At 74.5% G+C, this 25,317-nt stretch carries 25 protein-coding genes; 11 read left to right on the top strand and 14 right to left on the bottom strand.

The features are described 5' to 3' along the window. Window positions 1-26: 26 nt before the first annotated feature. A complete protein-coding gene (locus tag LX15_RS11880) occupies window positions 27-293 on the bottom strand; it encodes a hypothetical protein (RefSeq protein WP_253669596.1) in 267 nt (88 codons plus the stop codon). Window positions 294-601: 308 nt separating this feature from the next. Between LX15_RS11880 and LX15_RS11875 the strand changes: the two genes are divergently transcribed. Next, window positions 602-835, top strand: coding sequence for a hypothetical protein (locus tag LX15_RS11875; protein ID WP_253669595.1), 234 nt, complete (start codon window positions 602-604; stop codon window positions 833-835). 27 nt (window positions 836-862) lie between these two features. On the opposite strand, the gene LX15_RS11870 is transcribed toward LX15_RS11875, so the two are convergent. Together LX15_RS11870 and LX15_RS11865 are read right to left on the bottom strand one after the other, a co-directional pair. Further along, the gene (locus tag LX15_RS11870; RefSeq protein WP_253669594.1) at window positions 863-2,287 is read right to left on the bottom strand and encodes a glutamate mutase L; all 1,425 of its coding nucleotides are present in this window, start codon (window positions 2,285-2,287) and stop codon (window positions 863-865) included. Next, a complete protein-coding gene (locus tag LX15_RS11865; protein ID WP_253669593.1) occupies window positions 2,284-2,424 on the bottom strand; it encodes a hypothetical protein in 141 nt (46 codons plus the stop codon). Before LX15_RS11865 ends, LX15_RS11870 begins: the two co-directional genes overlap by 4 nt. Between LX15_RS11865 and LX15_RS11860 the strand changes: the two genes are divergently transcribed. From LX15_RS11860 to LX15_RS11845, 4 genes are all read left to right on the top strand, one after another. Then, window positions 2,423-3,394: an aldo/keto reductase gene (locus tag LX15_RS11860; protein WP_253669592.1), complete on the top strand. Its 972-nt coding sequence runs from the start codon at window positions 2,423-2,425 to the stop codon at window positions 3,392-3,394. The genes LX15_RS11865 and LX15_RS11860 overlap by 2 nt on opposite strands. A 387-nt stretch (window positions 3,395-3,781) precedes the next feature. Further along, on the top strand, window positions 3,782-4,414 hold the full coding sequence (locus LX15_RS11855) for an SCO family protein (protein WP_253669591.1): 633 nt from the start codon (window positions 3,782-3,784) through the stop codon (window positions 4,412-4,414). Between the two features lie 20 nt (window positions 4,415-4,434). Continuing rightward, a complete protein-coding gene (locus tag LX15_RS11850) occupies window positions 4,435-5,064 on the top strand; it encodes a copper chaperone PCu(A)C (RefSeq protein WP_253669590.1) in 630 nt (209 codons plus the stop codon). Beyond that, window positions 5,051-6,373, top strand: a complete 1,323-nt coding sequence (locus LX15_RS11845; protein ID WP_253669589.1) for a Dyp-type peroxidase — start codon at window positions 5,051-5,053, stop codon at window positions 6,371-6,373. The genes LX15_RS11850 and LX15_RS11845 overlap by 14 nt, the downstream gene beginning before the upstream one ends. A gap of 130 nt (window positions 6,374-6,503) precedes the next feature. On the opposite strand, the gene LX15_RS11840 is transcribed toward LX15_RS11845, so the two are convergent. The 7 genes from LX15_RS11840 to LX15_RS11810 all read right to left on the bottom strand — a co-directional run bounded on the left by LX15_RS11840 (window position 6,504) and on the right by LX15_RS11810 (window position 14,303). Beyond that, the gene (locus tag LX15_RS11840) at window positions 6,504-8,027 is read right to left on the bottom strand and encodes an amino acid permease (protein WP_253669588.1); all 1,524 of its coding nucleotides are present in this window, start codon (window positions 8,025-8,027) and stop codon (window positions 6,504-6,506) included. Window positions 8,028-8,193: 166 nt separating this feature from the next. Continuing rightward, on the bottom strand, window positions 8,194-9,120 hold the full coding sequence (locus LX15_RS11835; protein WP_253669587.1) for a cation diffusion facilitator family transporter: 927 nt from the start codon (window positions 9,118-9,120) through the stop codon (window positions 8,194-8,196). 235 nt (window positions 9,121-9,355) lie between these two features. Beyond that, window positions 9,356-10,594, bottom strand: a complete 1,239-nt coding sequence (manA, locus tag LX15_RS11830) for a mannose-6-phosphate isomerase, class I (protein ID WP_253669586.1) — start codon at window positions 10,592-10,594, stop codon at window positions 9,356-9,358. Window positions 10,595-11,139: 545 nt separating this feature from the next. Then, a complete protein-coding gene (locus LX15_RS11825) occupies window positions 11,140-12,219 on the bottom strand; it encodes a phosphoheptose isomerase family protein (RefSeq protein ID WP_253669585.1) in 1,080 nt (359 codons plus the stop codon). 7 nt (window positions 12,220-12,226) lie between these two features. Beyond that, window positions 12,227-12,463 (bottom strand): Trm112 family protein, encoded by a 237-nt coding sequence (locus LX15_RS11820; RefSeq protein WP_253669584.1) that lies wholly within the window; start codon window positions 12,461-12,463, stop codon window positions 12,227-12,229. A 19-nt stretch (window positions 12,464-12,482) separates the two neighbouring features. Next, window positions 12,483-13,832 carry a phosphomannomutase/phosphoglucomutase gene (locus LX15_RS11815; protein WP_253669583.1) on the bottom strand — a complete coding sequence of 450 codons (1,350 nt, stop codon included), beginning with the start codon at window positions 13,830-13,832 and terminating at the stop codon, window positions 12,483-12,485. 120 nt (window positions 13,833-13,952) lie between these two features. After that, entirely contained in the window at window positions 13,953-14,303 is a 351-nt protein-coding gene (locus LX15_RS11810; RefSeq protein ID WP_073487747.1) for a DUF3499 domain-containing protein, read from the bottom strand. 91 nt (window positions 14,304-14,394) lie between these two features. Here LX15_RS11810 and LX15_RS11805 point away from each other — a divergent pair, with 91 nt between their 5' ends. Further along, the gene (locus LX15_RS11805) at window positions 14,395-14,928 is read left to right on the top strand and encodes a metallopeptidase family protein (protein ID WP_301304458.1); all 534 of its coding nucleotides are present in this window, start codon (window positions 14,395-14,397) and stop codon (window positions 14,926-14,928) included. Here the strand turns inward: LX15_RS11805 and LX15_RS11800 are convergent. Continuing rightward, complete coding sequence (locus tag LX15_RS11800; protein WP_253669581.1) at window positions 14,889-18,386, bottom strand: glycosyltransferase; 3,498 nt, start codon at window positions 18,384-18,386, stop codon at window positions 14,889-14,891. The genes LX15_RS11805 and LX15_RS11800 overlap by 40 nt on opposite strands. Window positions 18,387-18,493: 107 nt before the next feature. Continuing rightward, entirely contained in the window at window positions 18,494-18,808 is a 315-nt protein-coding gene (locus LX15_RS11795) for a WhiB family transcriptional regulator (protein WP_073487751.1), read from the bottom strand. A 175-nt stretch (window positions 18,809-18,983) separates the two neighbouring features. On the opposite strand from LX15_RS11795, the gene LX15_RS11790 reads away from it, so the two are divergent. The 4 genes from LX15_RS11790 to LX15_RS11775 are packed head-to-tail and all read left to right on the top strand — an operon-like array spanning window position 18,984 to window position 22,668. Then, on the top strand, window positions 18,984-19,733 hold the full coding sequence (locus tag LX15_RS11790; RefSeq protein ID WP_253669580.1) for a site-2 protease family protein: 750 nt from the start codon (window positions 18,984-18,986) through the stop codon (window positions 19,731-19,733). A 49-nt stretch (window positions 19,734-19,782) separates the two neighbouring features. Further along, window positions 19,783-20,775, top strand: a complete 993-nt coding sequence (gene cofD, locus LX15_RS11785) for a 2-phospho-L-lactate transferase (protein ID WP_253669579.1) — start codon at window positions 19,783-19,785, stop codon at window positions 20,773-20,775. Beyond that, entirely contained in the window at window positions 20,711-22,123 is a 1,413-nt protein-coding gene (locus tag LX15_RS11780) for a coenzyme F420-0:L-glutamate ligase (RefSeq protein ID WP_372502626.1), read from the top strand. The genes cofD and LX15_RS11780 overlap by 65 nt, the downstream gene beginning before the upstream one ends. Beyond that, window positions 22,120-22,668, top strand: coding sequence for an NUDIX hydrolase (locus LX15_RS11775; RefSeq protein WP_253669577.1), 549 nt, complete (start codon window positions 22,120-22,122; stop codon window positions 22,666-22,668). Before LX15_RS11780 ends, LX15_RS11775 begins: the two co-directional genes overlap by 4 nt. Here LX15_RS11775 and LX15_RS11770 read toward each other — a convergent pair. Further along, a complete protein-coding gene (locus LX15_RS11770; protein ID WP_253669576.1) occupies window positions 22,653-23,588 on the bottom strand; it encodes a DNA-3-methyladenine glycosylase family protein in 936 nt (311 codons plus the stop codon). The genes LX15_RS11775 and LX15_RS11770 overlap by 16 nt on opposite strands. Window positions 23,589-23,707: 119 nt before the next feature. Further along, the gene (gene manB / locus LX15_RS11765; RefSeq protein ID WP_253669575.1) at window positions 23,708-24,811 is read right to left on the bottom strand and encodes a mannose-1-phosphate guanylyltransferase; all 1,104 of its coding nucleotides are present in this window, start codon (window positions 24,809-24,811) and stop codon (window positions 23,708-23,710) included. Window positions 24,812-24,922: 111 nt separating this feature from the next. Between manB and LX15_RS11760 the strand changes: the two genes are divergently transcribed. After that, entirely contained in the window at window positions 24,923-25,303 is a 381-nt protein-coding gene (locus LX15_RS11760) for a hypothetical protein (RefSeq protein WP_253669574.1), read from the top strand. The last annotated feature ends 14 nt before the right edge of the window (window positions 25,304-25,317 follow it).

The following is a 25,317-nucleotide window of genomic DNA, read 5'->3' as shown; positions in this document are numbered from 1 at the left end:
CGACGCCAACACGCTCGCCGACTGGCTTAGGGCGTGTCCGCGGATCGTGATCGGGTTTTGTCTGATGTAGGGCGGATCCAATCGATGACCTCGACCAGGTCGTTGGTGGCTTGCCAGTGGCTGCCCAGCTTGTCGTAGCGGGTGGCCACCGCGCGGAACTGCTTACGGCGGTTGAACCCTCGCTCGATCTGGTCGCCCTGCGTGTACCGGGCGCTGTCGAACGAGGGCGGCTGTCCGCCGTGGGATCCCTCGCGTAGCCGGTTGCTGACCTGATCCAGGCGTTCGAGGATCACCGCCTTGCTCTTCTTGCCCCGCAGCAGAGCGCGATGGGCCTTGCTGCCGTAGGCCTTGTCTCCGGTCAGCGAGCCCGGACGCTGACGCGGACGACCGGCCGGGCGGGGGGCACCGAGAGGTCCTCCAGCAACGACTCTAGCTGCGTCATATCAGCGGCCTGACCAGGAGTGACACGTGCCGCCAGCGATCTTCCCCGCCCCCTCGACGACAGTGTGGATCTGGGACGACAGACCACCCCGTGATCGCCCAAGACCGTGGGCCGCCCGTGATTCCTCGGTGCTCAGCCCCCCTTGACGGGCGCCGCGGCGTGCTGGTGGGCGCGCACGATCATGGGGTCGACTGGGCGTTCCAGTCGATGTCTCCCTCGGCCTCGGCCCGCTCGCGGGACGACGTCGGCGCCCTACGCACGGCGATGGAGCAGCAAACCGTGGTGCTCCGCAGCGGCGACGCCGACGCCAACACGCTCGCCGACTGGCTCAGCGCGCTGCGAGGCACCCGGGTCCAGCTCCGGCGGCGAACGAGTGACCACAGTGGACAGTGAGCCGAGCGGCGCGGCCGGAGCGCGTTCTCAGGTCGAGACCGGGGAAATCGCCGCGACGCGGGCCACGAGGTGGGCGCGGAGCAGCGCGTCCGCGCTGGCCGACCTGCCCGCCGCGGCGAGCAGCCCCGCCGGCGCGAGGACGTAGCGCCGGTCCACCACGACCGCGGCGTGCCGCAACACCGGTCGCAGCACCGGGTCGCCGCGGAGAGCGCCTTCGACGACCTCCAGCGCGGCCGGGCCCGCGTGCCGGAACACCCCGCCCGAGAGCACGAGCAGCCCGGCGCCCCTCGGACCGAGGCGGCCGTCGACCAGCCGGAGGTGGCGGCGCAACGCGATGATGGCGGCCAGGGCGGCCAGCCGCGTGTCGAGCGCGGCCTCGTCGTCAGCGTCGGTCGCGTCGTCGGCGACGGTCGCGTCGGTCGCGTCGTCGGCGTCGGTCGCGTCGTCGCCACCGCTGACGCCCTCGCCGGGCACCCAGTGAACCCGCTCCGACCTCCGCCGCGCCGCCGCGTGCAGACGCTCCGCCTCACCAGGGGCGAGCAGCCGCTCGGCCTCCGCCTCGGCCACCACGCCGGGCGCCGACCACCGCATCCCCAGGTCCCCCTCGACGGTGCGGCGGTCGGGAGGCAGCTCGACCGTGCTCCTCCCGGTTGATTCGTCCACAGTAGACACGGCGGAGTAGACATCGGTCGTGGCGCCGCCGACATCCGTCACCAGGACGGAACCCGGGGCGTCCTCGCCCTCCGCCAGCACCGTCGCGAGCCGGGACACGCCGTGCAGGACGGCGTCAGGTGTCACGGCGCGGACCATCTCCCGGAAGCGCCGCCCCCGCGACAGCCCCTTCCCCCCGATCACGTGCCGGAGGAAGACCGCGCGGATCGCGGCCCTGGCCGGGCCGGGCGCCAACTCGCCCACGTCCGGCAGCACGTTGTCGGTCGCCACGACCGTGCGCCCGGTGGCCAGCAGCAACGCCTCGGCCTCCGCCCGGGACTCGCGGTTGCCGGCCAGCACGACGGGGCAGCGGACCCGGTTCGCGGCCAGCCGCCGAGCGTTGTGCAGCAGCACCCTGGTGTCGCCGCCGTCCGTGCCGCCCACCAGCAGCACCACGTCCGGCGACGCCGCGCGCAGCTCCCTGATCCCGGCGCCGGTCAGCTCGCCCGAGGACACGTGCACCACCCGCGCGCCGGCCGACAACGCCACCCGTCGCCCCGCCTCCGCGCTGACCAGGCGCTCCTGGCCCACGACGGCCAACCGCAGGCCCCCGCCGGCCGAGGAGCAGGCCAGCGAGGCGCACTCCTCCGCGCCCAGCTCGGCGGCCACGGCGCGCACGCCGTCCAGCACCTCGGGCGGGGTCGTCCGGTGCTGGGCCGTCCCCAGCAGCTCCCCGTCCGGGGCGAGCAACGCGCCCTTGGTCCAGGTCGACCCCACGTCCAGGCACAGCAGGCGGGTCACGCGCGCGTCCCGTCCGCGCTGGCCACCACGCGCACCGCGCCCGCCGCGCCGGCCGGGCCCACCGCGCCCACCACGCCGACCGCGCCGTTCAGGCCCACCGCGCCCGTCATGCCCGCCTTCGCCGACAACGAGGTCATGACCGGCACGCTACCGCTGGCGGCCGACCGGCGGTTGGGAAAAGCTGGCGGGGGAAGGACCATCGGGAGCGACGCCAACCCGGCCGACCCGGAGCGGCGAGGAGGAGCGATGCAGCAGCGCAGCATCGGCGGCGTGCACGTGTCCGAGATCGGTCTGGGCGCGATGCCGCTGTCGGTGGCCGGCCGACCCGGTCGCCAGCAGGCGATCGACACCATCCACGCCGCGCTGGAGGTCGGGATCACGCTCGTCGACACCGCCGACGCCTACTCGCTCGGCGCGGACGACTTCGGGCACAACGAGGAGCTGGTCGCCGAGGCGCTGCACAACCACCCGCTGGGCGTGGACGTGCTGGTGGCCACGAAGGGCGGGCACACGCGGGCCGCCGACGGCTCGTGGGAGCTGGACGGGCGCCCCGAGCACCTGGTCGCCGCGTGCGAGGCGTCGCTGCGGCGGCTCGGCGTGGAGGCGATCGGGCTCTACCAGTTGCACCGCCCCGACCCGAAGGTGCCGTTCGCCGAGTCGGTGGGCGCGCTCGCCGAGCTGCTGGACGCCGGCAAGATCCGGCTCGCCGGGGTGTCCAACGTCGACCCCGACCAGATCCGCGAGGCCGACGCGGTGCTCGGCGGCCGGCTGGCCGCCGTGCAGAACGAGTTCTCGCCACGCTTCCGGCACAGCGAGCCCGAGCTGCGGCTCTGCGCGGAGCTGGGGATCGCGTTCCTGCCGTGGAGCCCGCTCGGCGGGATGAACGGGGCCGGCGAGCTGGGCCGGCGGCACCGGGCGTTCACCGAGGTGGCCCGGCGGCACCGGGTGAGCCCGCAGCGGGTGTGCCTGGCGTGGATGCTGGCCAAGGCCCCGGTCGTCGTCCCCATCCCCGGGTCCACCCGCCCGGAGACGATCCTGGACTCGGCGGCGGCGGCGGAACTGCGGCTGACCCCGGAGGAGATCGCGACGTTGGACGCGTCGACGTGAGACCGGTCCGGGGGAAGCCGTCCGCGTGAACCGGTCGGTTCGCGCCGACCCTCGGTGACCGCTGCCCTCGGATGATCGGGGACGCCCGACCAGCGCCCCGTGATCCACGGCGGGGCCGCCGCCGAGCGCCGCCCGTGCCACCGTCTCCGGCCGCGCACGCAGCGCGGGGCCAGGCAGGGAACACCACCAGGAAAGGGACCGCGGCACCGCGGCGAATGTTGCGTGGTTCAACCAGATTCGGCCGCTTCTCGCCCCTGTGTGAGCTGGGTCGCGAGCGCCTCCCCTCACCCGGGATCACCCCCGCTCGGATGAGTAGGCTGCCGAGAGGTTGCCGACCGGTGGCCGCGACGACGCGGCGGCGAACGCCGCGCATCCTGGAGGAGGAACGTGCGAGCACTGCGCTGCGTGGCGTCGGCCCTGCTCGCCGGACTGCTGTTGGCGTCCTGCGGCGACCCGGGATCTTCCGCTCCGGCCGGCACCAGCACCACGACGAGCGCCGCCGCGCTGAAGGCGGCGGCGTTCCCCACCCCGCTGGAGGCCCCGAAGCCGAACCTCACCGACCTCCAGGGCCGGCCGTTCGACTTCGCCCAGCGACTGCGGGACAAGGTCACCCTGCTCTACTTCGGCTACGCCAACTGCCCCGACGTCTGCCCCACCACGATGGGCGACATCGGCCAGGCGGTGCGCAAGCTGGACCAGTCCCAGCGCCAGCGGGTGCAGGTCGTGATGGTCACCTCCGACCCGGCCAGGGACACCCCCGAGGCGTTCGGCACCTGGCTGCGCCAGTTCGGCCCCGACTTCGTCGGCCTCACCGGGAAGATCGACGACATCGTGGCGGCGGCCCACTCGGTGAACATCGGGATCGAGCCGCCGAAGACCGACGCCGCCGGCGACTACGAGGTCACGCACGGCGCCCAGGTCCTGCTCTACACCCCGGACGGGAAGGGCGCCGGCTACTACCGGAGCGGCACCAGCTCGGACGACATGCTGACCGACCTGCGCACCCTGCTCAATCGTTGATCGGAAGGAGAACTCACCCGATGGCGCGAGCCAGAACCCGACTGGTCCCGCTGATGGCCACGGCGGCCGTGGCGGCCGGCGCGTTGCTCACCGCGTGCAGCAACAGCGAGGAGGCCAGCACCCTCACCACCACGGTCACCCCGCCGAAGGTCACCCGGTCGACCAGCCACGCCGGGACGCCGGCCCCCGCGCTGGCCACCGCCACCGAGGGTCCGCTCCAGATCAGCGGCGGCTGGGTGAAACAGCCCCCAAAGAAGGACATGACCGCCGGCTATCTCACGCTGCGCAACAGCGGTCCGGCCGCGGATGCCCTGACCGGGGTCTCGACACCGGTCGCGGACAAGGCCGAGCTGCACACGATGCAGGCAACCGGTAACGGCGCCGAGAAGATGGTGCAGATCAACGAGATCCCGCTGCCGGTCGGCCAGGACGTCGAACTGCGCTCCGGCGGCCAGCACCTGATGCTGGTGGGGCTGAAGAAGGAGCTCGCCGCCGGCGAGCGGGTTCCGGTGGAACTGTCCTTCGCGAGCGGGAAGAGGATCAGCATGAGTCTTCCGGTCCTGAGCCAGGAGCAGGCTCCGCGCGCCTCGCAGTCCCCGTCGGGTGGGTCGGTGACCCCCACCTCGGGCTCCGGCCATGGCGGCCACTGAGGAGCCCCCGGCTCCGGCCGAGCGGCCGGCCGGGCGGCCCGTGGTGGGCCGCCGCCGGCTGCTCGGCCTGCTCGGCGCCGCGGGGGTGACCGGCGCCGCGCTCGGCGCGACCGCGGGCGCCGGGATCACCGTCGCCCGCCGGCCGTCGGGCACGCCGGACACGCCGGCCGCCGCGCCCGGCGACGCGCCCTCCTCGTCGGGCCCCTCCTCGTCGGGCCCGGTCCCGGCTGGCGACCCGCGCCGACAGCCGGGCGTCGCCACCCCGCCCCCCGCGCAGGTGCGCCTGCTCGCCTTCGACCTCGACCCCGGCGTGGCGGACCGCCGCGACCGCCGCGCCCTCTCCACCGCGCTCACCGACCTGCGGCGGCTCTCCGACCGGCTCCCCGGCGGCGAGCTGGCCCGGCAGGAGGAGGCGTTGCCGCTGGCCGGGCTGGCGACCGGCGGGGCAACGCTGACCATCGGCTTCGGCGCGAGCCTGCTGTCCCGGCTCGGCCTCGACGCGCAGCGCCCCGAGGCGCTGGCCGACCTGCCGGCCTTCCCCGGCGACCAGCTCGATCCGGCCCGCGGCGGCGGGGACGTGCTGGTGCAGGTCTGCGCCGAGGACGAGATGGTGGCCAGCGGCCTCGCCGACCTCGTGCGCCGCCAGGTCGGGGGGACGCTGCGCCTCCGCTGGGCCCAGCGCGGCTTCCGCGCGCTCGACCCCGCCCCCCAGCCCAGCCCGCCGCCCCGCAACCTGATGGGCCAGGTGGACGGGGTGAACAACCCGCGGCCGGGCAGCGGCCTGTTCGACTCCACGGTGTGGGTGCCGGAGTGGGAGCGTCCACAGTGGATGGTCCACGGGACCTACCTCGTGGTGCGGCGGATCAGGATGCTGCTCGACGAGTGGTACGCGCTGCCGATGGACCGGCGCGACGAGGTGATCGGCCGACACACCACCTCAGGAGCCCCCCTGGGCCGCGAGGCGTTGACCGACCAGGTCGACCTCGCGGTCAAGCGCCCGGACGGTCAGCCCTACGTCGCCAGGGACGCGCACGTCCGCCTGTCCAGCCCCAGCACCAACGGCGGGGCGCGGATGTTCCGGCGGCCGTTCAACTACGACGACGGCACCCGGCCCGACGGGACCAGGGACGCCGGCCTGCTGTTCCTCGCCTTCCAGGCCGACCCCCGCCGCGGCTTCGTGCCGGTGATGCACAACCTGGCCACCGCCGGCGACGCGCTCAACCGCTTCATCGTGCACGAGGCGAGCGCGCTGTTCGCGATCCCACCGGCCGGCGACCGTTACGTCGGCCAGTCCCTCCTGGAGGGCTGACCGTCCTTCCGGGACGGTGCGCCCACCGGGCACGCCGGCGGCGGCACGACACGCGCCGGAACGGGGAACGGACCCCGCCACCGTGGACGAGGTCCGTTCCCGTCAGGACCACGCGGTCGTCGGGCGGGCGTCAGCCGCCGGCGACGATCTCCGTGCCCTCGCGTTGCCGCCGCGCGAGGACCGAGTGGGTGCGGCCGTACAGGAAGTAGATGACCACGCCGGCCACCATCCACACGAGGAAGCGCACCCAGGTCAGCACGGTCAGGTTCAGCATCAGCCACACGCAGGTGAGGATCGCCAGGATCGGCACCAGCGGCACCCACGGGGTGCGGAACCCGCGCGGCAGCTCCGGCCGGGTCCGCCGCAGCACCAGCACCCCGGCGGAGACCAGCACGAAGGCGAACAACGTGCCGACGTTGACCATCTCCTCCAGCTTGCCGGCGGGGAAGAAGCCGGCCGCGACCGCCACCACGACGCCCACCAGGACCGTCGCCCGCACCGGGGTGCCGTGCTGGCTGGTGTGCGCCAGCCCCCTCGGCACCAGGCCGTCGCGGGACATCGCGAACAGCACCCGGGTCTGGCCCAGCAGCAGCACCATGACGACCGTGGTCAGACCGGCGAGCGCGCCCACCGCGATGATCTGCGCCGCCCAGTCCACGCCGTGCGCGGCGAACGCGGTCGCCAGGTTGGACTTCTGCTTGGTGCCGTCGGGCAGCGTCTTCGTGGCCAGGTCCTGGTAGGACTGCATGCCGGTCAGCACGAAGGACACCGCGACGTACAGCACGGTCACGATCGCCAGCGAGCCGATGATGCCCCTCGGCATGGCGCGCTGCGGGTTGCGGGTCTCCTCGGCGGTGGTCGCCACGATGTCGAAGCCGATGAAGGCGAAGAACACGATGGACGCGCCGGCCAGCAGGCCGTAGATGCCGAAGTGGCTGGTCTGCCCGCCGAGGACGAGCGAGACGAGCGACTGGTCGAGCCCGGTGTGGCCCGCGCTGGCCGGGGCGGCCGGCGGCACGAACGGCGTGTAGTTGTCCGTGTTGATGTAGCCGATGCCGAGCACGATGACGAACAGGACGACCGCGACCTTGATGGCCGTGATCACCTGGCTGACCCGCGAGGACAGCTTGGTGCCCAGCGCGAGCAGGACGCACAGCACGCCGACGAGCAGCACGGCGCCCCAGTCGAACTCGATCCCGCCGAGGTGCACCACCGTCGGCACCCGCAGGCCGAACAGCGTCGTCGTCTGGTCCAGGTAGCCCGACCAGCCCTTCGCGACGACCGCGGCGGCCAACGCGAACTCCAGGATCAGGTCCCAGCCGAGGATCCAGGCGACGAACTCGCCGAAGGTCGCGTAGGAGAAGGTGTAGGCGCTGCCGGCGACCGGGACCGTCGAGGCGAACTCCGCGTAACACAACGCGGCGAGTCCACAGGCGATCGCGGCGAAGACGAACGACAGCGAGACGGCGGGTCCGGCGACGTCGCCCGCCGTGCTCGCGGCGACCGTGAAGATGCCCGCCCCGACCACGACCGCGACCCCGAAGACCGTCAGGTCCCACGCCGAGAGGTCCCTGCGCAGTCGCGTGTCGGGTTCGTCGGTGTCCGCGATGGACTGCTCGACGGACTTGGTACGCCAAAGTCCTGTGCCCGGCACGAGTGCCCTCCTGTCGTGGTCCGGATCACGTACGAACGAGGGAACCACCCTAGCTGGCCAGGAGTGATGTTTCGCACCCAGTCCCCGGGAACCGTTCGGAAACCGGACGGATCGGACCGAGAACGCGGGTGAGGTGTCCGCCATGCGGACACCTCACCCGGTCGGCTCAGTCGGTCGTCGTGGGCCGTTCGCGGTACATGTCGGGTTCCAGGTAGATGAGCCGCGCCTCGGGCACCCTCGCGCGCACCCGGGTCTCGGCGTCGTCGATCGCCGTCGCCACGTCCGCCATGTCCAGCCCCGGCACCAGCGCCACCTTGGCCGCGACGAGCAGCTCCTCCGGCCCGAGGTACTGGGTGCGGATGTGGATGACGCGGTCGATCCGGCCCGCCTCCAGGGCCCCGACGATCCCGGACAGCACCTCCGGGGTGGCGCCCTCGCCGATGAGCAGGCTCTTGGTCTCCACGATGAGGGTGATCGCGATGACGCCGAGCAGCACGCCGATGCACAGCGTGCCGATCCCGTCCCAGACCGGGTCGCCGGTGAGCAGCGTCAGGCCGACGCCGCCCAGCGCGAGCACCAGACCGAACAGGGCCCCCGCGTCCTCCAGCAGCACGACCGGCAGCTCGGGGGTCTTGGCCTGCCGGATGAACTGGGTCCAGGTGGCCGAGCCCTTCAGCTCCCGCGACTCGGCGATGGCCGTGCGGAAGCTCCACCCCTCGAGCGCGATGGCGACCAGCAGGATCACCACGCCGACCACGGGGTTGTGCAGCGGCTCGGGATTCTCGATCTTGTGGATGCCCTCGTAGACCGCGAACACCGAGCCCAGCGTGAACAACAGCAGCGCCACCACGAAGGAGTAGAAGTAGCGCTCCCTGCCGTACCCGAAGGGATGGTCCGCTGTCGCCGCGCGCCGCGACTTCTTCCGCCCCAGCAGCAACAGCCCCTGGTTGGACGTGTCCGCCACCGAGTGCACGGCCTCCGCCAGCATCGACGACGAGCCGGTGATGGCGAAGCCGACGAACTTGGCGACCGCGATGCCCGCGTTGGCCAGCAGCGCCGCGACGATCGCCTTCGCACCGCCCCCTGCTGCCACGGTTACTCCTCGCTTCTCACGGCCTCGCGGCCGTCGTGCCCGGTTTGCCGGAGTGACCCTAGAACACGAACGGCCGCTCTCCCCTCGGATCGCCACGAGGAACGCGAAGGAAACACCTCACACAGCAAGGGGCGCGCGCGAAGGCCGGAACAGACCTCGGTGGACAGTGCTTGTCGGCGCCAGCCGCTGCCGGTCGGTGCTGGTCGGTGTTCCGGTGTTCGCCTCGGCGGGCGGGTCAGGCCACGCCGGCGGTCGCGCGGAAGAGCTGCACCCTGCCGCACTCGGCGAGGCCGACCGGCTCGACCAACACCGACGGGTCGGCGGCCGCCACCCACACCGACTGCCCGCGCGCCAGGTCGAGGCGGCGGCCGTCGGCCGTGGTCAGCCGCGCCGCGCCGGCGGTGCACAACAGGATCTGCGGGCCGGCCGAGTCGATCCACTCGCCCTCGACGTCTCCCGACTCCGATGTCCAGTCCAATGTGGACAGATGAAACTCCGGGGCGGGAGTCCGGTACGCGGTCAGGTGTCCCACGGCGTCACCCCGCAGCACGGGCACGTCGCCGCAGCGGAAGTCCAGCACCCGCAACAACTCCGGGACGTCCACGTGCTTCGGCGTGAGCCCTCCGCGCAGCACGTTGTCGGAGTTGGCCATGATCTCCACCCCGGTGCCGTGCAGGTAGGCGTGCAGGTTCCCGGCCGGCAGGTAGATCGCCTCGCCGGGGTGCAACACGATGCGGTTCAACAACAACGCGGCGAGCACGCCCGCGTCCCCCGGGTACGCCTCGGCCAGCTCCAGCGCGGTGCGGCACTCGCGGTCGAACGGCCCGTGGTCCCTCAGGTGCGCGACACAACCGTCCAGCACCTGCGGGACCAGCTTGTCCAGCGCCGGCTGCGGCAACGTGATCCAGGTGGTGAACAGGGCGCGCAGACCGTCGGCGTCCGGCTGCGCCGCGAGCAGCTCGATGTGCGCCCGCAGCGCCGGCACCTCCAGGGACTTCAACAGCTCCAGCGTGCGGTGCGCGTCCCGGAACCCGGCCAGCGCGTGGAACTCGGTGAGCGCGCAGATCAGCTCGGGCTTGTGGTTGGGGTCCTTGTAGTTCCGGTTCGGGGCGTCCAGCGGGATGCCGGCCGCCTCCTCCCTGGCGAAGCCCTCCGCGGCCTGCGCCGCCGAGGGGTGGGCCTGGAGGCTCAGCGGCTCGTCGGCGGCCAGCACCTTCATCAGGAACGGCAGCCGGCCGCCCCAGCGGCCGGCGCAGTCCGGGCCGAGCTGACCCGTCGGGTCCTCGGTCAGCCGGTCCAGCAGCGACGTCTCCGACCCGTCCTCGCCGACCAGCAACGACGGGTCGGCCGGGTGGGCGCCCAGCCACAGCTCCGCCTCGGGGTGCGGCGCCGGCACCGGGCGCCCGAGCAGGTCGGCGATCGCGGTACGCGACCCCCACGCGTAGGGGCGCACCGCGTTGCGCAGCAGATCCACGGTTGTCGTCTCGCTCCTTCGTCCGGCGGCCGCCGCGCCCACCAGGGCGCCGGGGTCGCTGCCTGCCCGCCGAGGTCCCCAGGTCGGGGACGACGGGGGCCGTGGTCAGCCGGTCGTCCCGACCGGCTGTCGATGCTGGTGTCGTCTCGGGGCGCGCCCACGCGCCGCGCCCGACCGTCGTGCGGGGCCGGGCGCCGCGAAGCCGTCTCGCGGTGACCACCCGCCCCGCGCCGGGCGCGCGGTGGCCCCGATGTCCAGTCCGGGAAACAGCGCTGTCAGCGCTGTCAGTTCTGTCGACGCCGTCAGTGCTGTCGACGCCGTCAGCTCTGCCCGGGTTGACAGCGCCGCGGCCAGGGAAGATCGAACGCCGACCGGCCGGTGGGGCACGGGAGCGTCCGTCTCACCAAGCCCCGGGCTCCCACCGCACCCACCGCGCCCGGCGCGCGCCACCGCCCGCGCCGGCCGCCACCCCGTGCCCTGCGCCCACACCCCCGGTCCGGGGTCCGGGAGGATTCCCGGAGGTGTGGGGTGAACCCCCACAGCCATCAGTCGACCACCGCGCTGAGCACACCGGGGCCGCCGAGCGTGCCGAGCGCGAGGCCGAGGTACAACGCGGCGGTGTCGAACCGCGACGCCAGCACCGCGGCGCACACCGCCTCGTCCCCGGCCACCTCCTCGGGCACGGCGACCACGTCCGCGCCGGGCAGCGTGTCCGCCGCGGCCCGCCGGGCCGCCTCGGCGACCGCGCCCCGGCGCACCGCCAACAACAGCACCCTGGGCCGACCGCTCGGCACCTCGTCCGGGTCGGCGAACAGGTCCTCGCCCGACCCCGCCCGCACGGCCGTGCGGTGCAGCACCGGACGGGTCATGGCCTGCGGGTAGCCGGCGGCGTCCGCGACCACCCCGGCGAACCCGGCCAGCGCGTCGGCGGCGTGCCCCGCCACCGTCGTCGCCGCCGGGTCGAGGCCCCACAGCAACGGCGTGCGCTCGGCCAGCCGCAACGCCAGCGCCTTCGCCGGGTTGACCAGCGACTCGTGCGCCACGTAGTTGCGCTCCGCCTCGCGGTCCAGCTCGTCGGCCACCGCCGACAGGTCCGTCCGCAGCAGGCCGAGCGCGTTGACCGCCAGCAGTCCGCCGGCGAACGCCCTGCTGAACGTCAGCCCGGTGGGCGAGGGCACCCTCGGGGCCAACAGGACCGCCTGCCCGGCGGCCGCGGCGGCCACCGGCCCCTCGGCCGGCGCGGTGAGCAACACCCGGCAGCCCCGCCGCGCGGCCAGGTCGACCGACTCGGCCAGCACCGCGTCGCCGGGATCGTCGGTGTGCGCCACGACGGCGTCCAGCGCGCCGACCCAGCTCGGGGCCGCGTCGGACAACACCACCGGCACCGGGCAGGACGGCCCGAGCATCGCGGCCAGCAGCCGCGACGCGGTCGCGCCCGCGCCGGGTCTGGTGACGAGCACGAGCGCCCTCGGGCGCTCGCCACCGAACGCGTCCAGGCCAGCCTCGGCGGCGCTCTCCACGGTGGAGCGGACCTGGGCGCCCGCACCCGCGGCCGCCCTGAGCAGCCCGCCGGTGTCCGCCTCGGCCAGTCGGTCGGGGTCGTCGAGCAGGCTGTCGTCCAGCACGGCTACCTCACCCCACCGCCGGGTCCCCGTCGCCCCTCGGTCCCGCCGCGGCCGTGGGCGGCTGCTCGGCCTCGTCGAGCAGCAGCACCGGGATGCCGTCCCTGACGGGGAACCGGCGCCCGCAGGCGGTGCAGGTCAGGTAGTCCGCCTGCGCGTCCTCCGGGGTCCCCGCCCTCAGCGGGGCGTGCTCCGGGCACGGGCAGGCCAGGATCTCCAGGAGCTGGGGGTCCAGTCGCACGGCCACGGTCTCTCCCTCCCGCAGGTCAGCCACGGACGATCGCCAGCACCGCGTCGCGCAGCGCCGCGACCGCCTCGGCGTCCCTGGCCTCGACGTTCAACCGCAGCAGCGGCTCGGTGTTCGACGGGCGCAGGTTGAACCAGGACCCGTCGGGGAGCTCCACGGTCAGCCCGTCCAGCTCGTCCACGGTGGCCCCCGGCACGCGCTCGTAGGCGGAGCGGACCTCGGCCATCCGCGCGGCCTGGTCGTCCACCGTCGAGTTGATCTCCCCGGAGGCCGCGTACCTGGCGAACTCCCTGGTCAGCTCGGACAGCGGTCGCTCCTGCTCGCCCAGCGCGGCCAGCACGTGCAGCGCGGCCAGCATGCCGGTGTCGGCCCGCCAGAAGTCCCGGAAGTAGTAGTGCGCCGAGTGCTCGCCACCGAAGATCGCCCCGGTCTCGGCCATCTTCTCCTTGATGAAGGAGTGGCCCACCCTGGTGCGCACCGGCTTGCCACCGTGCTCGGCGACGATCTCGGGGACCGCCTTCGAGGTGATCAGGTTGTGGATCACGGTGCCGCCCGGCTCCTTGGCCAGCTCGCGCACGGCGACCAGCGCGGTGACGGCGCTGGGCGAGACCGGCTCGCCGCGCTCGTCCACCACGAAGCAGCGGTCGGCGTCGCCGTCGAAGGCCAGGCCGGCGTCCGCGCCCACCTCGCGCACCTTCGCCTGGAGGTCGACGAGGTTCCTCGGGTCCAGCGGGTTGGCCTCGTGGTTCGGGAAGGTGCCGTCCAGCTCGAAGTACATCGGCACGACGTCCACCGGCAGGCCGGCGAACACCTCGGGCACGGTGTGGCCGCCCATGCCGTTGCCGGCGTCGACCACGACCTTCAGCGGGCGGATGCCGCCGAGGTCGACCAGCGTGCGCAGGTGCGCCGCGTACTCGCCCAGCATGTCCCGCTCGGTCACCGAGCCGCGCTGGCCCAGGAACTCGGGCACGCCCTGCTCGACCATCTGCCGGATCTCGGCCAGGCCGCTGTCCTGGCCGACCGGGGCCGCGCCGGAGCGGCACAGCTTGATGCCGTTGTACTGGGCCGGGTTGTGGCTGGCGGTGAACATCGCGCCCGGCAGCTCCAGCCGCCCCGACGCGAAGTAGAGCATGTCGGTGCTGGCCAGGCCGATGCTGACCACGTCGACGCCCTGGGCGGTGACGCCCTCGGCGAACGCGGTGGCCAGGCCCGGCGAGGAGTCCCGCATGTCGTGGCCCACGACCACGGCGGGGCCGCCGACGAGGCGGGCGAACGCGGCGCCGATGTCCCGCACCACGTCCGCGTCGAGCTGGTCCCCCACGACGCCCCTGACGTCGTAGGCCTTGACGATCCCGGACAGGTCGCGCACGCCTTCTCCCGTTGCTCCTCGCTCGTGCTGCCAGCGGCAGCCTACCGACGGGGGCTGGTCACGCGCTGCGCCACCGGTGGGCTCGTCACCTCGCGCGACGTCGCGCACGAGGTGGCCGCGTCAATCATCGGCCGGGTTGGGCAGCACCCGGAGATGACCACGTCGGCCGGTGCCGCTGGTCGGCTCCGGCGTCTCGACCGGCCGGTCCGCCCGGCCGGCCTCCCGCACCGCCTCGGCGAGCGCGGTCAGGTCGTCCACCGAGGGCTGCGGGACGGCGAACTCACCCTCATGCCGCACCACCTCCCAGCCGCGGGGGACGGTCAGCCGCATCGCGTGCTGCTCGCACAGGTCGTAGCTGTGCGGCTCCGCGTACGTGGCGAGTGGACCGACCACGGCTGTGGAGTCGGCGTAGGCGTAGGTGAGCGTCGCAACGGCCGGGTTCGTGCACCCGGTCCGCGAGCACCGCCTCACGCTCCGCACGGTGGCGACGATAGCGCCACCAGGTCCCCGAGCGTGGCAGGCACGCGGGTGACACGCACGGCGTACCCTCTCCGCCGTGGTGATGGCACGTGGTCCGGCCGGCTCCGCGGGGCACCCGTACCCGGGCCCCCCGCGACACCCGCGCCCCGGCCTGCCCGGACGCCCCGGCGGGGGCCACCGGCGCAGGGACCGCCGCGGCCGGGGGCTGCGCGGGCCGCTCTACCCCGCGTCGCTGCCGGCCGCCAGGACGAGGGCGGAGCGGTTCGACCAGCTCGTGCTGGAGGCCCTGGAGCCGATCGAGCAGCGCTGGCACACCGAGCTGACCCAGCTCGACGTGGCCGTGGACGACGTCCCCGAGGTCAACGTCACCTCGCCGGAGGACCTCATGTGGGGCAGCGACGTCGTCGAGGACGGCAACGTGCCGCTGGCCCGGCTGGTGCCGGCCGGCGTCGACCGGCGCGGGCTGCCGACCAGGGCCCGCATCGTGCTCTACCGCCGCCCGCTGGAGGCGCGGGCCAGGGACGGCAACGACCTCGCCGACCTGGTGCACGACGTGCTCGTCGAGCAGGTCGCCACCTATCTGGGTCTCGACCCCGACGTCGTCGAGGGCGAGTAGGCCCCCGCGTCGGCTCCCCGCTCCCCCGCGCGGGACGGGATCGCGGTGACCAGGCCGAACACCACGACCGCGAGCTGGACCAGCAGCAGGAACGGCCTGGCCCGCCCTGGCGGCTCCAGGCGGACCTCGGCGGCGCGCGCGGGCACCGGGGCCGCCACCTGGTGGCCCCACGCGGTGGCCAGGGGCACGGGGACGCCGTCGACCGTGGCCGACCAGCCCGGCTCCCGCTCGGCCGCCACCACCAGCAGCCGGCCCTCCCCGCCCTCGGAGGTGCGGACCGCGAGCGTCGGCGGGACCGCGTCGACGGGCACCAGGCCGGGCGTGTCCGGATCTCCCGGAGGCAACCCGCCCGTTCGGGCGTTCACCGCCTGTTCTGGTGACAGCAACAGCGCCGGGGCGTAGGGGGAGAGGACGCGGAGCACCGCCCGCCCGTCCGTGGTCGACGGGGCGTCGGCCACCCGCTCTCCGCCCAGTTCCCGCAGGCGGTCCGCCAGCTCCGCGCGCGGCAGGACCACGAACCGGACCCCGGCCGAGGCGACCTCGGCCAGTCCGGCGCGCACCGCGTCGCGGTCGCCCGTCCGCAGTTGGCCGGACCAGCGCTCCAGCCGCCCGGGGGCCGAGGGCACGGGCGCGAGGTCGTCGTCCCCGAAGGCGGGGAGGCGGCCCGCGACGAGCCGGACGCGCGCGTCGTCGAGCCAGAGCACACCGCACCCGCTCCGCTCCACCTCGTACGCGAGCGGGGCCGCCAGCGTCGGACGGTCGGTCGTCCTCAGTGGCCCGTCCCGCCCTTCCAGCAGGGCCGACGAGGCCAGCGCGAGGACCAACGCCACGCAGGCGACCGCGACGACCGGGGAGGGAACGAGCGTTCTCCGGGCTCTCCGGGTCCTCCAGCGCGCGCCCGAGGTCTCCCCCTCCTGGCAGGCGGCCAACACCGACCACGACAGGCCGCACGCCACGATCAGCAGGGGAACCCCGACCCAGCCCACCTGGGCCGCTCCCCCGGCGACGGGAACCACCGGCACGCACCGCACGACGACCGCCGCGAGCGCCCCGAGACCCGCGACAGCGAGCCCGGGAAGCACCGACCGTCGAGGACGCGTCACCACCACGGCCAACGCCGCGAGCACGACCGCCGCGCCCACCCAGGCCATCCCGCCCGCGCCGCGCGGGTGGAGCGTGACCAGCGCCGTGATCGGGGCCGGAGCCTCCGGAACCACGGCGCCCACACCGTGCGGCAGCAACGCGGGGTGGCGCATCACCTCCGCCGGCCACGGGAACAACGCCGCCACCGGCGCGAGCACCACCGCGAACAGGGCCACGACCCGGCGTCGGCCGTCGCCCCGCCGACCGGGCAGCGCCACGAACCCCGCCAGCGCCACCACCACCACGACCAGGTGCGTCAGCGGCGAGAAGGCGCCGATCACCGCGAGCGCCAGCGCGGTGCCCGCCGCGACGGACAGCCAGGAGCCCGTCCAGTCCTCCCTGGTGACCGGTCGGACCACGGCGACGACACCCGCCAGCACCGGAGGGAGAAGGAGGTGCACGACCACCGCGTCGAGCCGGCCCTCGGCGACCCCGGCGACGGCGGCCGGCGACAGCGCGTACATCGCGGCGAGGACGGCCCGCACCGAGCGCCGGACGGGGGCGCGCCGGGTCGCGGCGTAGGCGGCGAGGCCGGCGAGTGGCATCTCGGCCAGGAGCAGGAGGGCGACCGCTGTCGGCGGACCGCCGAGCACGCCGAGCACTCCCACGATCGCGAGGGCCGGCGGGGCCGGAGCGGACGTGCCACCGGCGACCGGGTGCCACGACGCGAGGTACGCGCCCCACGTGTCGGCCAGGCCCGCGAGCGGCAGCAGCCGGCCACCGGCCGGGTCGAGGCCGAGGCGCCCGACGTGCGTCGCCAACGCGAGCACCGACAGCGCGGCGACCAGGAGCACGGGCGGCGCGAGCAGGAACTCCCGCGCCAGTCGGCCGGGTCCGAGATCGACCATCACCAGGTCAGGTGGCCGCCGGACGCCGCGGCCGTCGCGCGGCACCGGTGAGGGCCTCGGGCTCTCGACGGCGACCGCGTCCCCTGACTGGCCGTCGAGCGGCACGACGACCGCGCGCGGGGGGCGGCGCAGTCCTTTGTGGACTGGACGTCCCCTCCTGCCCAGGGCCCCGTCGGGCAGTCCCTCCGGCCCGACCGGGCGTCGAGGGGCCGCGATCTCGGAAGGGCTCCACACCGTCACCCGGCCCGCGTTCGCGGGGAGCCGACCCAGCGCCGCGTCGGCCTGGACGCGACGCCGGACCAGGTGGACGACCGCACGGTGGAATCCGTTGCGGAGCCTGGTGATTCGCCCGACCAGCAGAGCGGCGGCGTCTCCTCGTCCCGCGCCCGTCGGGCGTTGACGAGACCGCCGGCCGGCCAGGAGGCGCGCTCCGCCGAAGAAGACGTACCTTGCCGCCACCCACTCGGCGTTGGCTCGCCGAAGGCGTCGCGTCGCCGCGAAGCCCAGTGTGCGTAACAGGGACAGCAGGAGAAGTCGGGGAACACCGAGGAGGAAAGACAGAAGGGAGCAATGTGTGAGAAACGTTCGGAGTCCGTGCGCGCGATCCGCCGCCCACGGGACGCCGCCGTCCGGTGGGCGGAGCGCCGACGGCAGGGCGTCGAGCGTCCGCGCGCCGCGAAGTCCCGCGCGCGCATGGCGAATCCGGGCCGAGGGAACGCAGAGCACCACGTGGCCCGCCTGGTTGGCCCGCCAGCCGAAGTCGACGTCGTCCCACAGCACCGGAAGGGCCGGATCGAAACCGCCGAGGTCGGACCAGACGTCCCGACGGACCAACATGCCGGCCGAACCGACGGCGAGCACCTCCGTGCTCTGCTCGAAACGTCCCCCGTGGTCCGGCGGTTCCTCCTCCGACTCCTCCGACCCCTCGCCGCGCCGCCGCAACCGGCCCCAGTCCGGCTCTCCCGGGTCGATCCCGCTCCGCCGGTGGCCCGCCGCGTCGGCCGACAACCCGGCCTCGACGACGAGTCGGGGATCGGCCCAGTCCAGCGCCAACGGTCCGAGCACGGCCGCCGACGGCGAGGCGTCGGCGGCGGCGAGCAGGGCGAGCAGCGCGTCCGGTTCGGGGGCGCAGTCGTCGTGCAGCAGCCAGACCCAGTGCCCGGGATCACCCCAGCGGTCGACCGCGTGCTCCACGGCGATCCGCGCGGCGGCGCCGAAACCGGTGTCCCTCCCCAGGGTCAACACTCCGTCGAGGAGCCGGCCGTCCGCCGCGTCCTCGGTCGCCTCGGCCAGCAGTCGGGCGGTGTCGTCCCGGGAACCGGTGTCCACCGCGAGGACATGGCGGGGACGGACGACCAGACGGCGCAACGCCGACAGGGCGGTCGGCAGCCACGGCTCCCCGTCGTGGCACACCACCACCGCCAGCACCGGCGCGGTCCGCAGCAGGGGCGGGGTTCGTCGCGACACCGGCCCCTCCCCGTCGCCTCGCCTCAGCCAGTCCGGGGTTCTCCCCTACCCCGTGTGGCTGCCCACGGTACGACTCCGGGAGGAAACCGGGGCGTGGCCCCGCTCACTCACACCGCGCGGCGCTTGAGCTTCCGTCGCTCCCGCTCGGACAGACCGCCCCAGATCCCGAAGCGCTCGTCGTGCGCCAGGGCGTACTCCAGGCACTCGGCGCGGACCTCGCACCCGGCGCAGATCCGCTTCGCCTCCCTGGTCGACCCGCCCTTCTCCGGGAAGAACGCCTCCGGGTCCGTCTGCGCGCACAACGCGCGCTCCTGCCAGTCCTGTTCCTCTGCCGCACCGAACAGTTCAGCCAGCACGTCCACGCTGGCCGGTTCGGCGCCCCCCCGCTCCGTCACCAGGCTCCCTAGGATCCACTGCTGCATGTCGTCCGCCTCCTCGCCTTCCGCACTCCCCGGTTGGCGGACTCGCCGTCCCTACAGCGAATGACACCGATGTGATTACACCTGTGTCACAGCAGCGACGCAAGCGGGGAACACCCGTCCGGGGAAGACTCCGAACGGAGTAGGTGGACCTCCGCTAGCTGGGCAGACTGGACCAGTGACGCGTTCTCACGTCCGACCCAGTCCCCTGTTCCTCGGCATCCTCGCCGCCACCGTGGCGGGCGGTGTCCTGACCACACTCGACACTCCCCTGGCGCGCACCGCCGGCATCGTCGTCCTCGTCCTCGGCGGATGGGCGGTCTCGTTGTGCCTGCACGAGTTCGGGCACGCGTTCGTCGCCTACCGGGGCGGCGACCACGCGGTGCGCGCGAAGGGCTATCTCACCCTCGACCCCCGCCACTACACCGATCCCGTGCTGAGCCTGGTGATCCCCCTGCTGCTGCTCGTGGTGGGCGGGGTTCCGCTGCCCGGCGGCGCGGTGTGGATCAACCACCACGCGTTGCGGTCCCGGGGCGTCGAGTCGCTGGTGTCGTTGGCCGGTCCCCTGGCGAACCTCGTCGTGGGCGGGCTGCTCACCGCCGTCGTCGCCGCCGTCGACCTACCGACGGGCCTGCGGTGGGGGCTGTCCTACCTCGCGCTGCTCCAGATCGCCGCGTTCGTCCTGAACATCCTGCCGGTGCCCGGCCTCGACGGCTTCGGCGTCCTGGAGCCCTACCTCTCCTACCGCGCGCGCGAGTTCGCGGCGAAGGTGCGGCCATGGGCCCCGCTCGCGCTGTTCGCGGCGCTGTTCGCCCTGCCCCAGCTCAACAGGGTGTTCTGGGACCTGGTGTTCGCCCTCTTCGGCACCGTCGGCGGCGACTTCTTCTCGGCCGCGGCCGGACTGCGGGAGTTCATGTTCTGGAGGTGACCCCTCCGGCCCCGAGCCGCCGTCCGCCGCCGCGTGCGAGGATCGCGCCGTGAAGGTGGTCGTGCTGGTTGGTGGCGTTGGCGGCGCGCGTTTCCTCATGGGCGTGAAGGCCGCGTTGGGCCTGCCCGCGGTGGGCGCGCCCGACGGGGAGTCGACACACGAGGTCGTCGCGGTGGTCAACACCGGCGACGACGTCTGGATGCACGGGTTGCGGATCTGCCCCGACCTCGACACCTGCATGTACACCCTCGGCGGGGGCATCGACACCGAGCGCGGCTGGGGCAGGGCCGGCGAGTCCTGGACCGTGAAGGAGGAGCTGGCGGCCTACGGCGCCGACCCGACCTGGTTCGGGCTCGGCGACCGCGACATCGCCACCCACCTCGTCCGGTCCCGGATGCTGCGGGCCGGCTACCCGCTCTCGGCGGTGACCGAGGCGCTGTGCGACCGGTGGCGGCCGGGCGTGCGCCTTCTGCCGATGACCGACGACCGGGCGGAGACGCACGTCGTGGTCGACGACCCGGAGACCGGCGAGCGGCGGGCGATCCACTTCCAGGAGTGGTGGGTGCGCCACCGGGCCGGGTTGCCGGCGCACGCGATCGTCCCGGTCGGGGCGGAGGAGGCGAAGCCGGCTCCCGGGGTGGTGGAGGCGATCGCCTCGGCCGACGCGGTGCTGTTCGCGCCGTCGAACCCCGTGGTGAGCGTGGGCACGATCCTGGCGGTGCCGGGCGTCCGCCAGGCGCTGCGGGAGACCCCGGCCAGCGTGGTGGGGCTCTCCCCGATCATCGCCGACCGGCCGTTGCGGGGCATGGCGGACGCGTGCCTCGACGCGATCGGCGTGGCCACCACGGCCGAGGCGGTGGGCCGGCACTACGGCTCCCGCAAGGAGGGCGGGGTGCTGGACGGCTGGCTGGTGCACGAGGGCGACTCCGCCGACGTGCCCGGCGTGACCGTGCGGGCCGTCCCGCTGTTGATGTCCGATGTGGACGCGACCGCCGAGATGGCGCGGGACGCGTTGCGACTCGCGGGGGTGTGGCGTGACTGAGCGGTTTCCCGGCGACCACGCGGCCGACCGGATCACACTGCTGCCGGTCCTCGGGCTGCCCGAGTTCCGCCCCGGCGACGACCTGACGGCGGCGGTCGCCGAGGCCGCGCCGTGGCTGGCCGACGGCGACGTGGTCGTGGTCACCAGCAAGGTGCTGTCCAAGGTGGAGGGACGGCTGGTGCCGGCCCCGACCGACCCCGAGGAGCGGGACGCGCTGCGCCGGGAGCTGGTCGAGCGGGAGGCGGTGCGGGTCGTCGCCCGCTTCCGCCGCACCCTGATCACCGAGAACCGGCTGGGCATCGTCCAGGCCGCCTCCGGGATCGACTCGTCCAACGTCTTCGGCAACGAGCTGGCCCTGCTGCCCGAGGACCCGGACGCCTCGGCCGCCCGCCTGCGGGCCGGGCTGCGCGAGCGGCTCGGGGTGGACGTCGCCGTCGTCGTCACCGACACGATGGGCCGCGCCTGGCGGGTGGGGCAGACGGACATGGCGATCGGCTCGGCCGGCCTGCCCGTGCTGCACCGGTACGCCGGCCGGGTCGACGCGCAGGGCAACGAGCTGTCGGTGACCAGCGTGGCCGTGGCCGACGAGGTGGCGGCCGCCGCCGACCTGGTCAAGGGCAAGCTGGGCGGCGTCCCGGTCGCCGTGCTGCGCGGACTGTCCTTCGTGGACGACGGGTCCACCGCGCGCGACCTGCTGCGGCCGATCGAGGAGGACATGTTCCGGCTCGGCGCCGCCGAGGCGATCACGCGGGGGCGGCGCGAGGCGGTGCTGGTGCGCCGCTCGGTGCGCGCCTTCTCCGACGAGCCGGTCGACGAGGAGGCGGTGCGCAGGGCGGTGGGCGCCGCGCTGACCGCGCCCGCGCCGCACCACACCCGGCCCGTGCGGTTCGTCTGGCTGCGCGACCGTCCACTGCGGACGAAGCTGCTGGAGGCGATGCGGGCCGCGTGGCGGGCGGACCTGGAGCGCGACGGCCTGCCGGCGCAGCGGGTGGAGCGCAGGGTGCGCCGGGGCGACCTGCTCTTCGCCGCGCCGGAACTGGTGTTGCCGTTCCTCGTCCGCGAGGGGTCGCACGACTACCCGGACGCCAGGCGGGCCACGGCCGAGCGGACCATGTTCACCGTCGCCGGCGGCGCGGCGGTGCAGGGACTGCTGGTGGCGCTGGCCGCCGAGGACCTCGGCTCCTGCTGGGTGTCCTCGACGATCTTCTGCCCCGACGTGGTGCGCTCGGTGCTCGACCTGCCCGCGACGTGGGAACCGCTGGGCGCGGTCGCGGTCGGGCGGCCCGCCGACGCGCCGCTGGCGCCCCGCCCCCCGCGGGAGCTGACCGAAGGACTGGTGGAACTGTGACCGGGGCACTGCACGCGGACGCGGTCCGCACCCTGACCTCGTGGCGGCCGGCCGACAGCGGGCAGGAGGCGCTGCGCCACGCGTTCCTCGCCTTCCTCGCCGCGCGCGAGGACGGCTGCCTGCGGTCCTGCGAGCCGGGGCACCTGACGGCCTCGGCGCTCGTGGTCGACGCCGCCGGCGAGAACGTGCTGTTGACCCTGCACCCCCGGGTCGGCCGGTGGCTCCAGCTCGGCGGGCACTGCGAGCCGGCGGACACCACGCTGGCGGGCGCGGCGCTGCGCGAGGCCACCGAGGAGTCCGGCATCGAGGGCCTGGAGATCGACCCGACGCCGCTGCACCTCGACGTGCACCCGATCACGTGCTCGCTGGGCGTGCCCACCCGGCACCTGGACGTGCGGTTCCTGGTGCGCGCGCCCCTCGACGCGGAGGCGGTGCGCAGCGAGGAGTCGCTGGACCTCCAGTGGTGGCCGACCGACGGACTTCCGTCCAATGTGGACACCGTCCCGGAGCTGGTCCGGTTGGCGTCGGCTCAGATGGCCCGGTAGTCGCGGGCGCTGAGCCGGGGTCCGCGGCGCGGGCGGCGGACCCCAGACGCCTCGATGTAGCGCACCGCGCGCTGCCGGTGCGGCGCGTACGGCGCCAGCACCTCCAGCATCCCGTCGTCGTCGAGGGAACGCCCGAGCAGGGCGTAGCCCACCACGGACGGGACGTGGTAGTCGCCGACGCTCACCGCGTCGGCGTCACCCCACGCCCGCTGCGCGACCTCCGCGGCCGTCCACACCCCGACGCCCGGCACGAGCCGCAGCAGCCGCCGGCCCTCCTCGCCCCGGAGCGTCACCGCGCGTTCGAGGCGGTTCGCCACACCCGCCACCGCGACGAGGGTGCGCCGCCGCGCGCCGTCGACCCCCGCCCGGTGCCACTCCCAGTCCGTGACGACCCGCAACGCCTCCGCCGTGGGCGGCACCCGCAGCCCGGCCGGGGCCGGTCCCGGGGCCGGCTCGCCGAACCAGCGGCACAGCTCGCTCCACGACCGCCACGCCTCACGCTGGGTCACCTTCTGCTCCAGCACGGCCGCGACCAGCACGTCCCAGACACGGCCGGTCGCGCCGAGGCGCAGCCCCGGGTTCCGCCGGCGCGCCTCGGCCACCAGCGGGTGGTGCGCCTCGAAGCCGCTGTCGTCGTCGTGCGCGCCGAGGAGCGCGGGAACGCCGTCGAGCGCCCACTCCGCGCCCGGCCCCCACGCCGTGGCCTCCACCTCGTCGCCGAGGCGGCCCAGGCGCAGGGTCGCCGGCCCGGCGGGGGTCGTCATCGCCCGCCACACGGCGCCGTCGGCCCCGACCCGGAACGCGGGATCACCCGTGCCCCGCCGCAACGGGGCCACCACCGCCAGCAGGTCCAGCGGGTGCGCCGGCCGCCACGTCCGGCTGGCCGGACGCTCCCCCACGACCTCGACAACGCTGGTCACCCGCGGAGTCTAAGCCTTCCCCCCGCGCTCCCCGCGCCGGCGCTGACCGCGCTGATCTGGGAAGACGCGACCCGTCGCCGTCGGCGACCCGGTCGCTCGGTGACAGGTCGGGGCGCGGGTCAGGTGTCGGTGGAGAAGCGGACGGAGCCGTCGGGCAGGGAGACGCCCGGCCAGACCCTGGCCCCGTCGAGCAGCTCGCAGCGCGCCCCGATGACCGCGTCGTCACCGATCACGACGCCCCGCAGGACGGCGCCGTCGCCGATCCGGGCGTTGGCGCCGATGACGCAGCGCTCCACGACCGCGCCCGCGCCCACGACCGCCCCGTCGAACAACACCGAGCCGTCGATCCGGGCGCCGCTGCCGACCATGCAGCCCGCGCCGACGGTGGAGCCGCCCACCAGCTCGGCGTCGTCCCGCACCAGCGCGCCGTCCAGCACGATCGCCCGCCCCGGCTCGCCGGGGAGCGCGGCCGACGGCGCGATGCCGCGCACGAGGTCGGCGCTGCCCTGCACGAACGCGGCCGGGGTGCCGAGGTCCAGCCAGTAGGAGGCGTCCACGTGCCCCTGGAGCCGCGCGCCGGCGGCGAGCAGGCCGGGGAAGGTCTCCCGCTCCACCGAGACGGGACGCCCTGCGGGGATCTCCTCGATCACGCCGCGCCGGAACACGTAACACCCGGCGTTGATCTGGTCGGTCGGCGGGTTCTCGGTCTTCTCCAGGAAGGCGGTCACCCTGCCCTCGGCGTCGGTCGGCACGCAGCCGAAGCGCCGCGGGTCGGTCACCTTCACCAGGTGCAGCGTGACGTCCGCGTTCACCTCGCGGTGCGTGCCGAGCACGGCGGGCAGGTCGACGCCGGAGAGGATGTCGCCGTTGAACACCATCACGTCGTCGGCGCGCAGCCGGTCGGCGACGTTGCGGATGGCGCCGGCGGTGTCCAGCGGCTCGTTCTCGACCACGTACTCCAGGTCGAGCCCCAACGCGGCCCCGTCGCCGAAGTGCTCCTCGAACACCGACGCCTTGTAGGAGGTGCCGAGCACCACGTGCGTGATGCCGGCGGCGCGGATGCGGGAGAGGAGGTGGGTGAGGAAGGGCACGCCCGCGGTCGGCAGCATCGGCTTGGGCGCGGACAGCGTGAGCGGGCGCAGCCGCGTGCCCTTGCCACCGACCAACACGACCGCGTCCACCCCCCGCAGCGGTTCCGGCGACGGACGCTGGGTGGCCGACATGCCGTTGACTCCTCCTCTTCCTGACGGGACCCCGTTAGGGGGAATACTCTGGCAGAGCAATCTCAGCACGCGGGCGTCGGACCCGCCGCAATACACCTGGAGAGGTCAGCGATGGACCCTCGCGAGCGTGCCGACGAACTCCTGGCGAGGGCCAGGGCCCGTGGTGGCTTCGTCGTCACGCCGGACTCCGCCACCTCGCCGATGGACGCGGCGAACACCGTCCAGATTCCGCGCATCGTGGTCGACTCGGTCGATCCGCGCAACGCGACGGACCTGGAGTCGACGCTCGTCCTCCCACCGACGCCGGCGCAGGGGCGCCCCCCGGCGCCTCCCCCCGGCGGTCACGGCCAGGTGCTGCCGCCACCACCGGGCCAGTCCGGCCACCTCGCACCGCCGCCACCCGGCCAGCCCGGCGGGTTCGGCCCGCAGGGCTCCCAGGCGGCGCCGAAGCCCTACGCGCCCCCGCAGCGACGGCCGCAGGGCGGGCGCTGAACCCCCCTCCCTCG

The sequence above is a fragment of the Streptoalloteichus tenebrarius genome, from assembly GCF_024171885.1.
Taxonomy (GTDB): Bacteria; Actinomycetota; Actinomycetes; order Mycobacteriales; family Pseudonocardiaceae; genus Streptoalloteichus; species Streptoalloteichus tenebrarius.
Note: the sequence above shows the minus strand (reverse complement) of the source record. Positions and strands in the feature narration are given on the sequence as shown.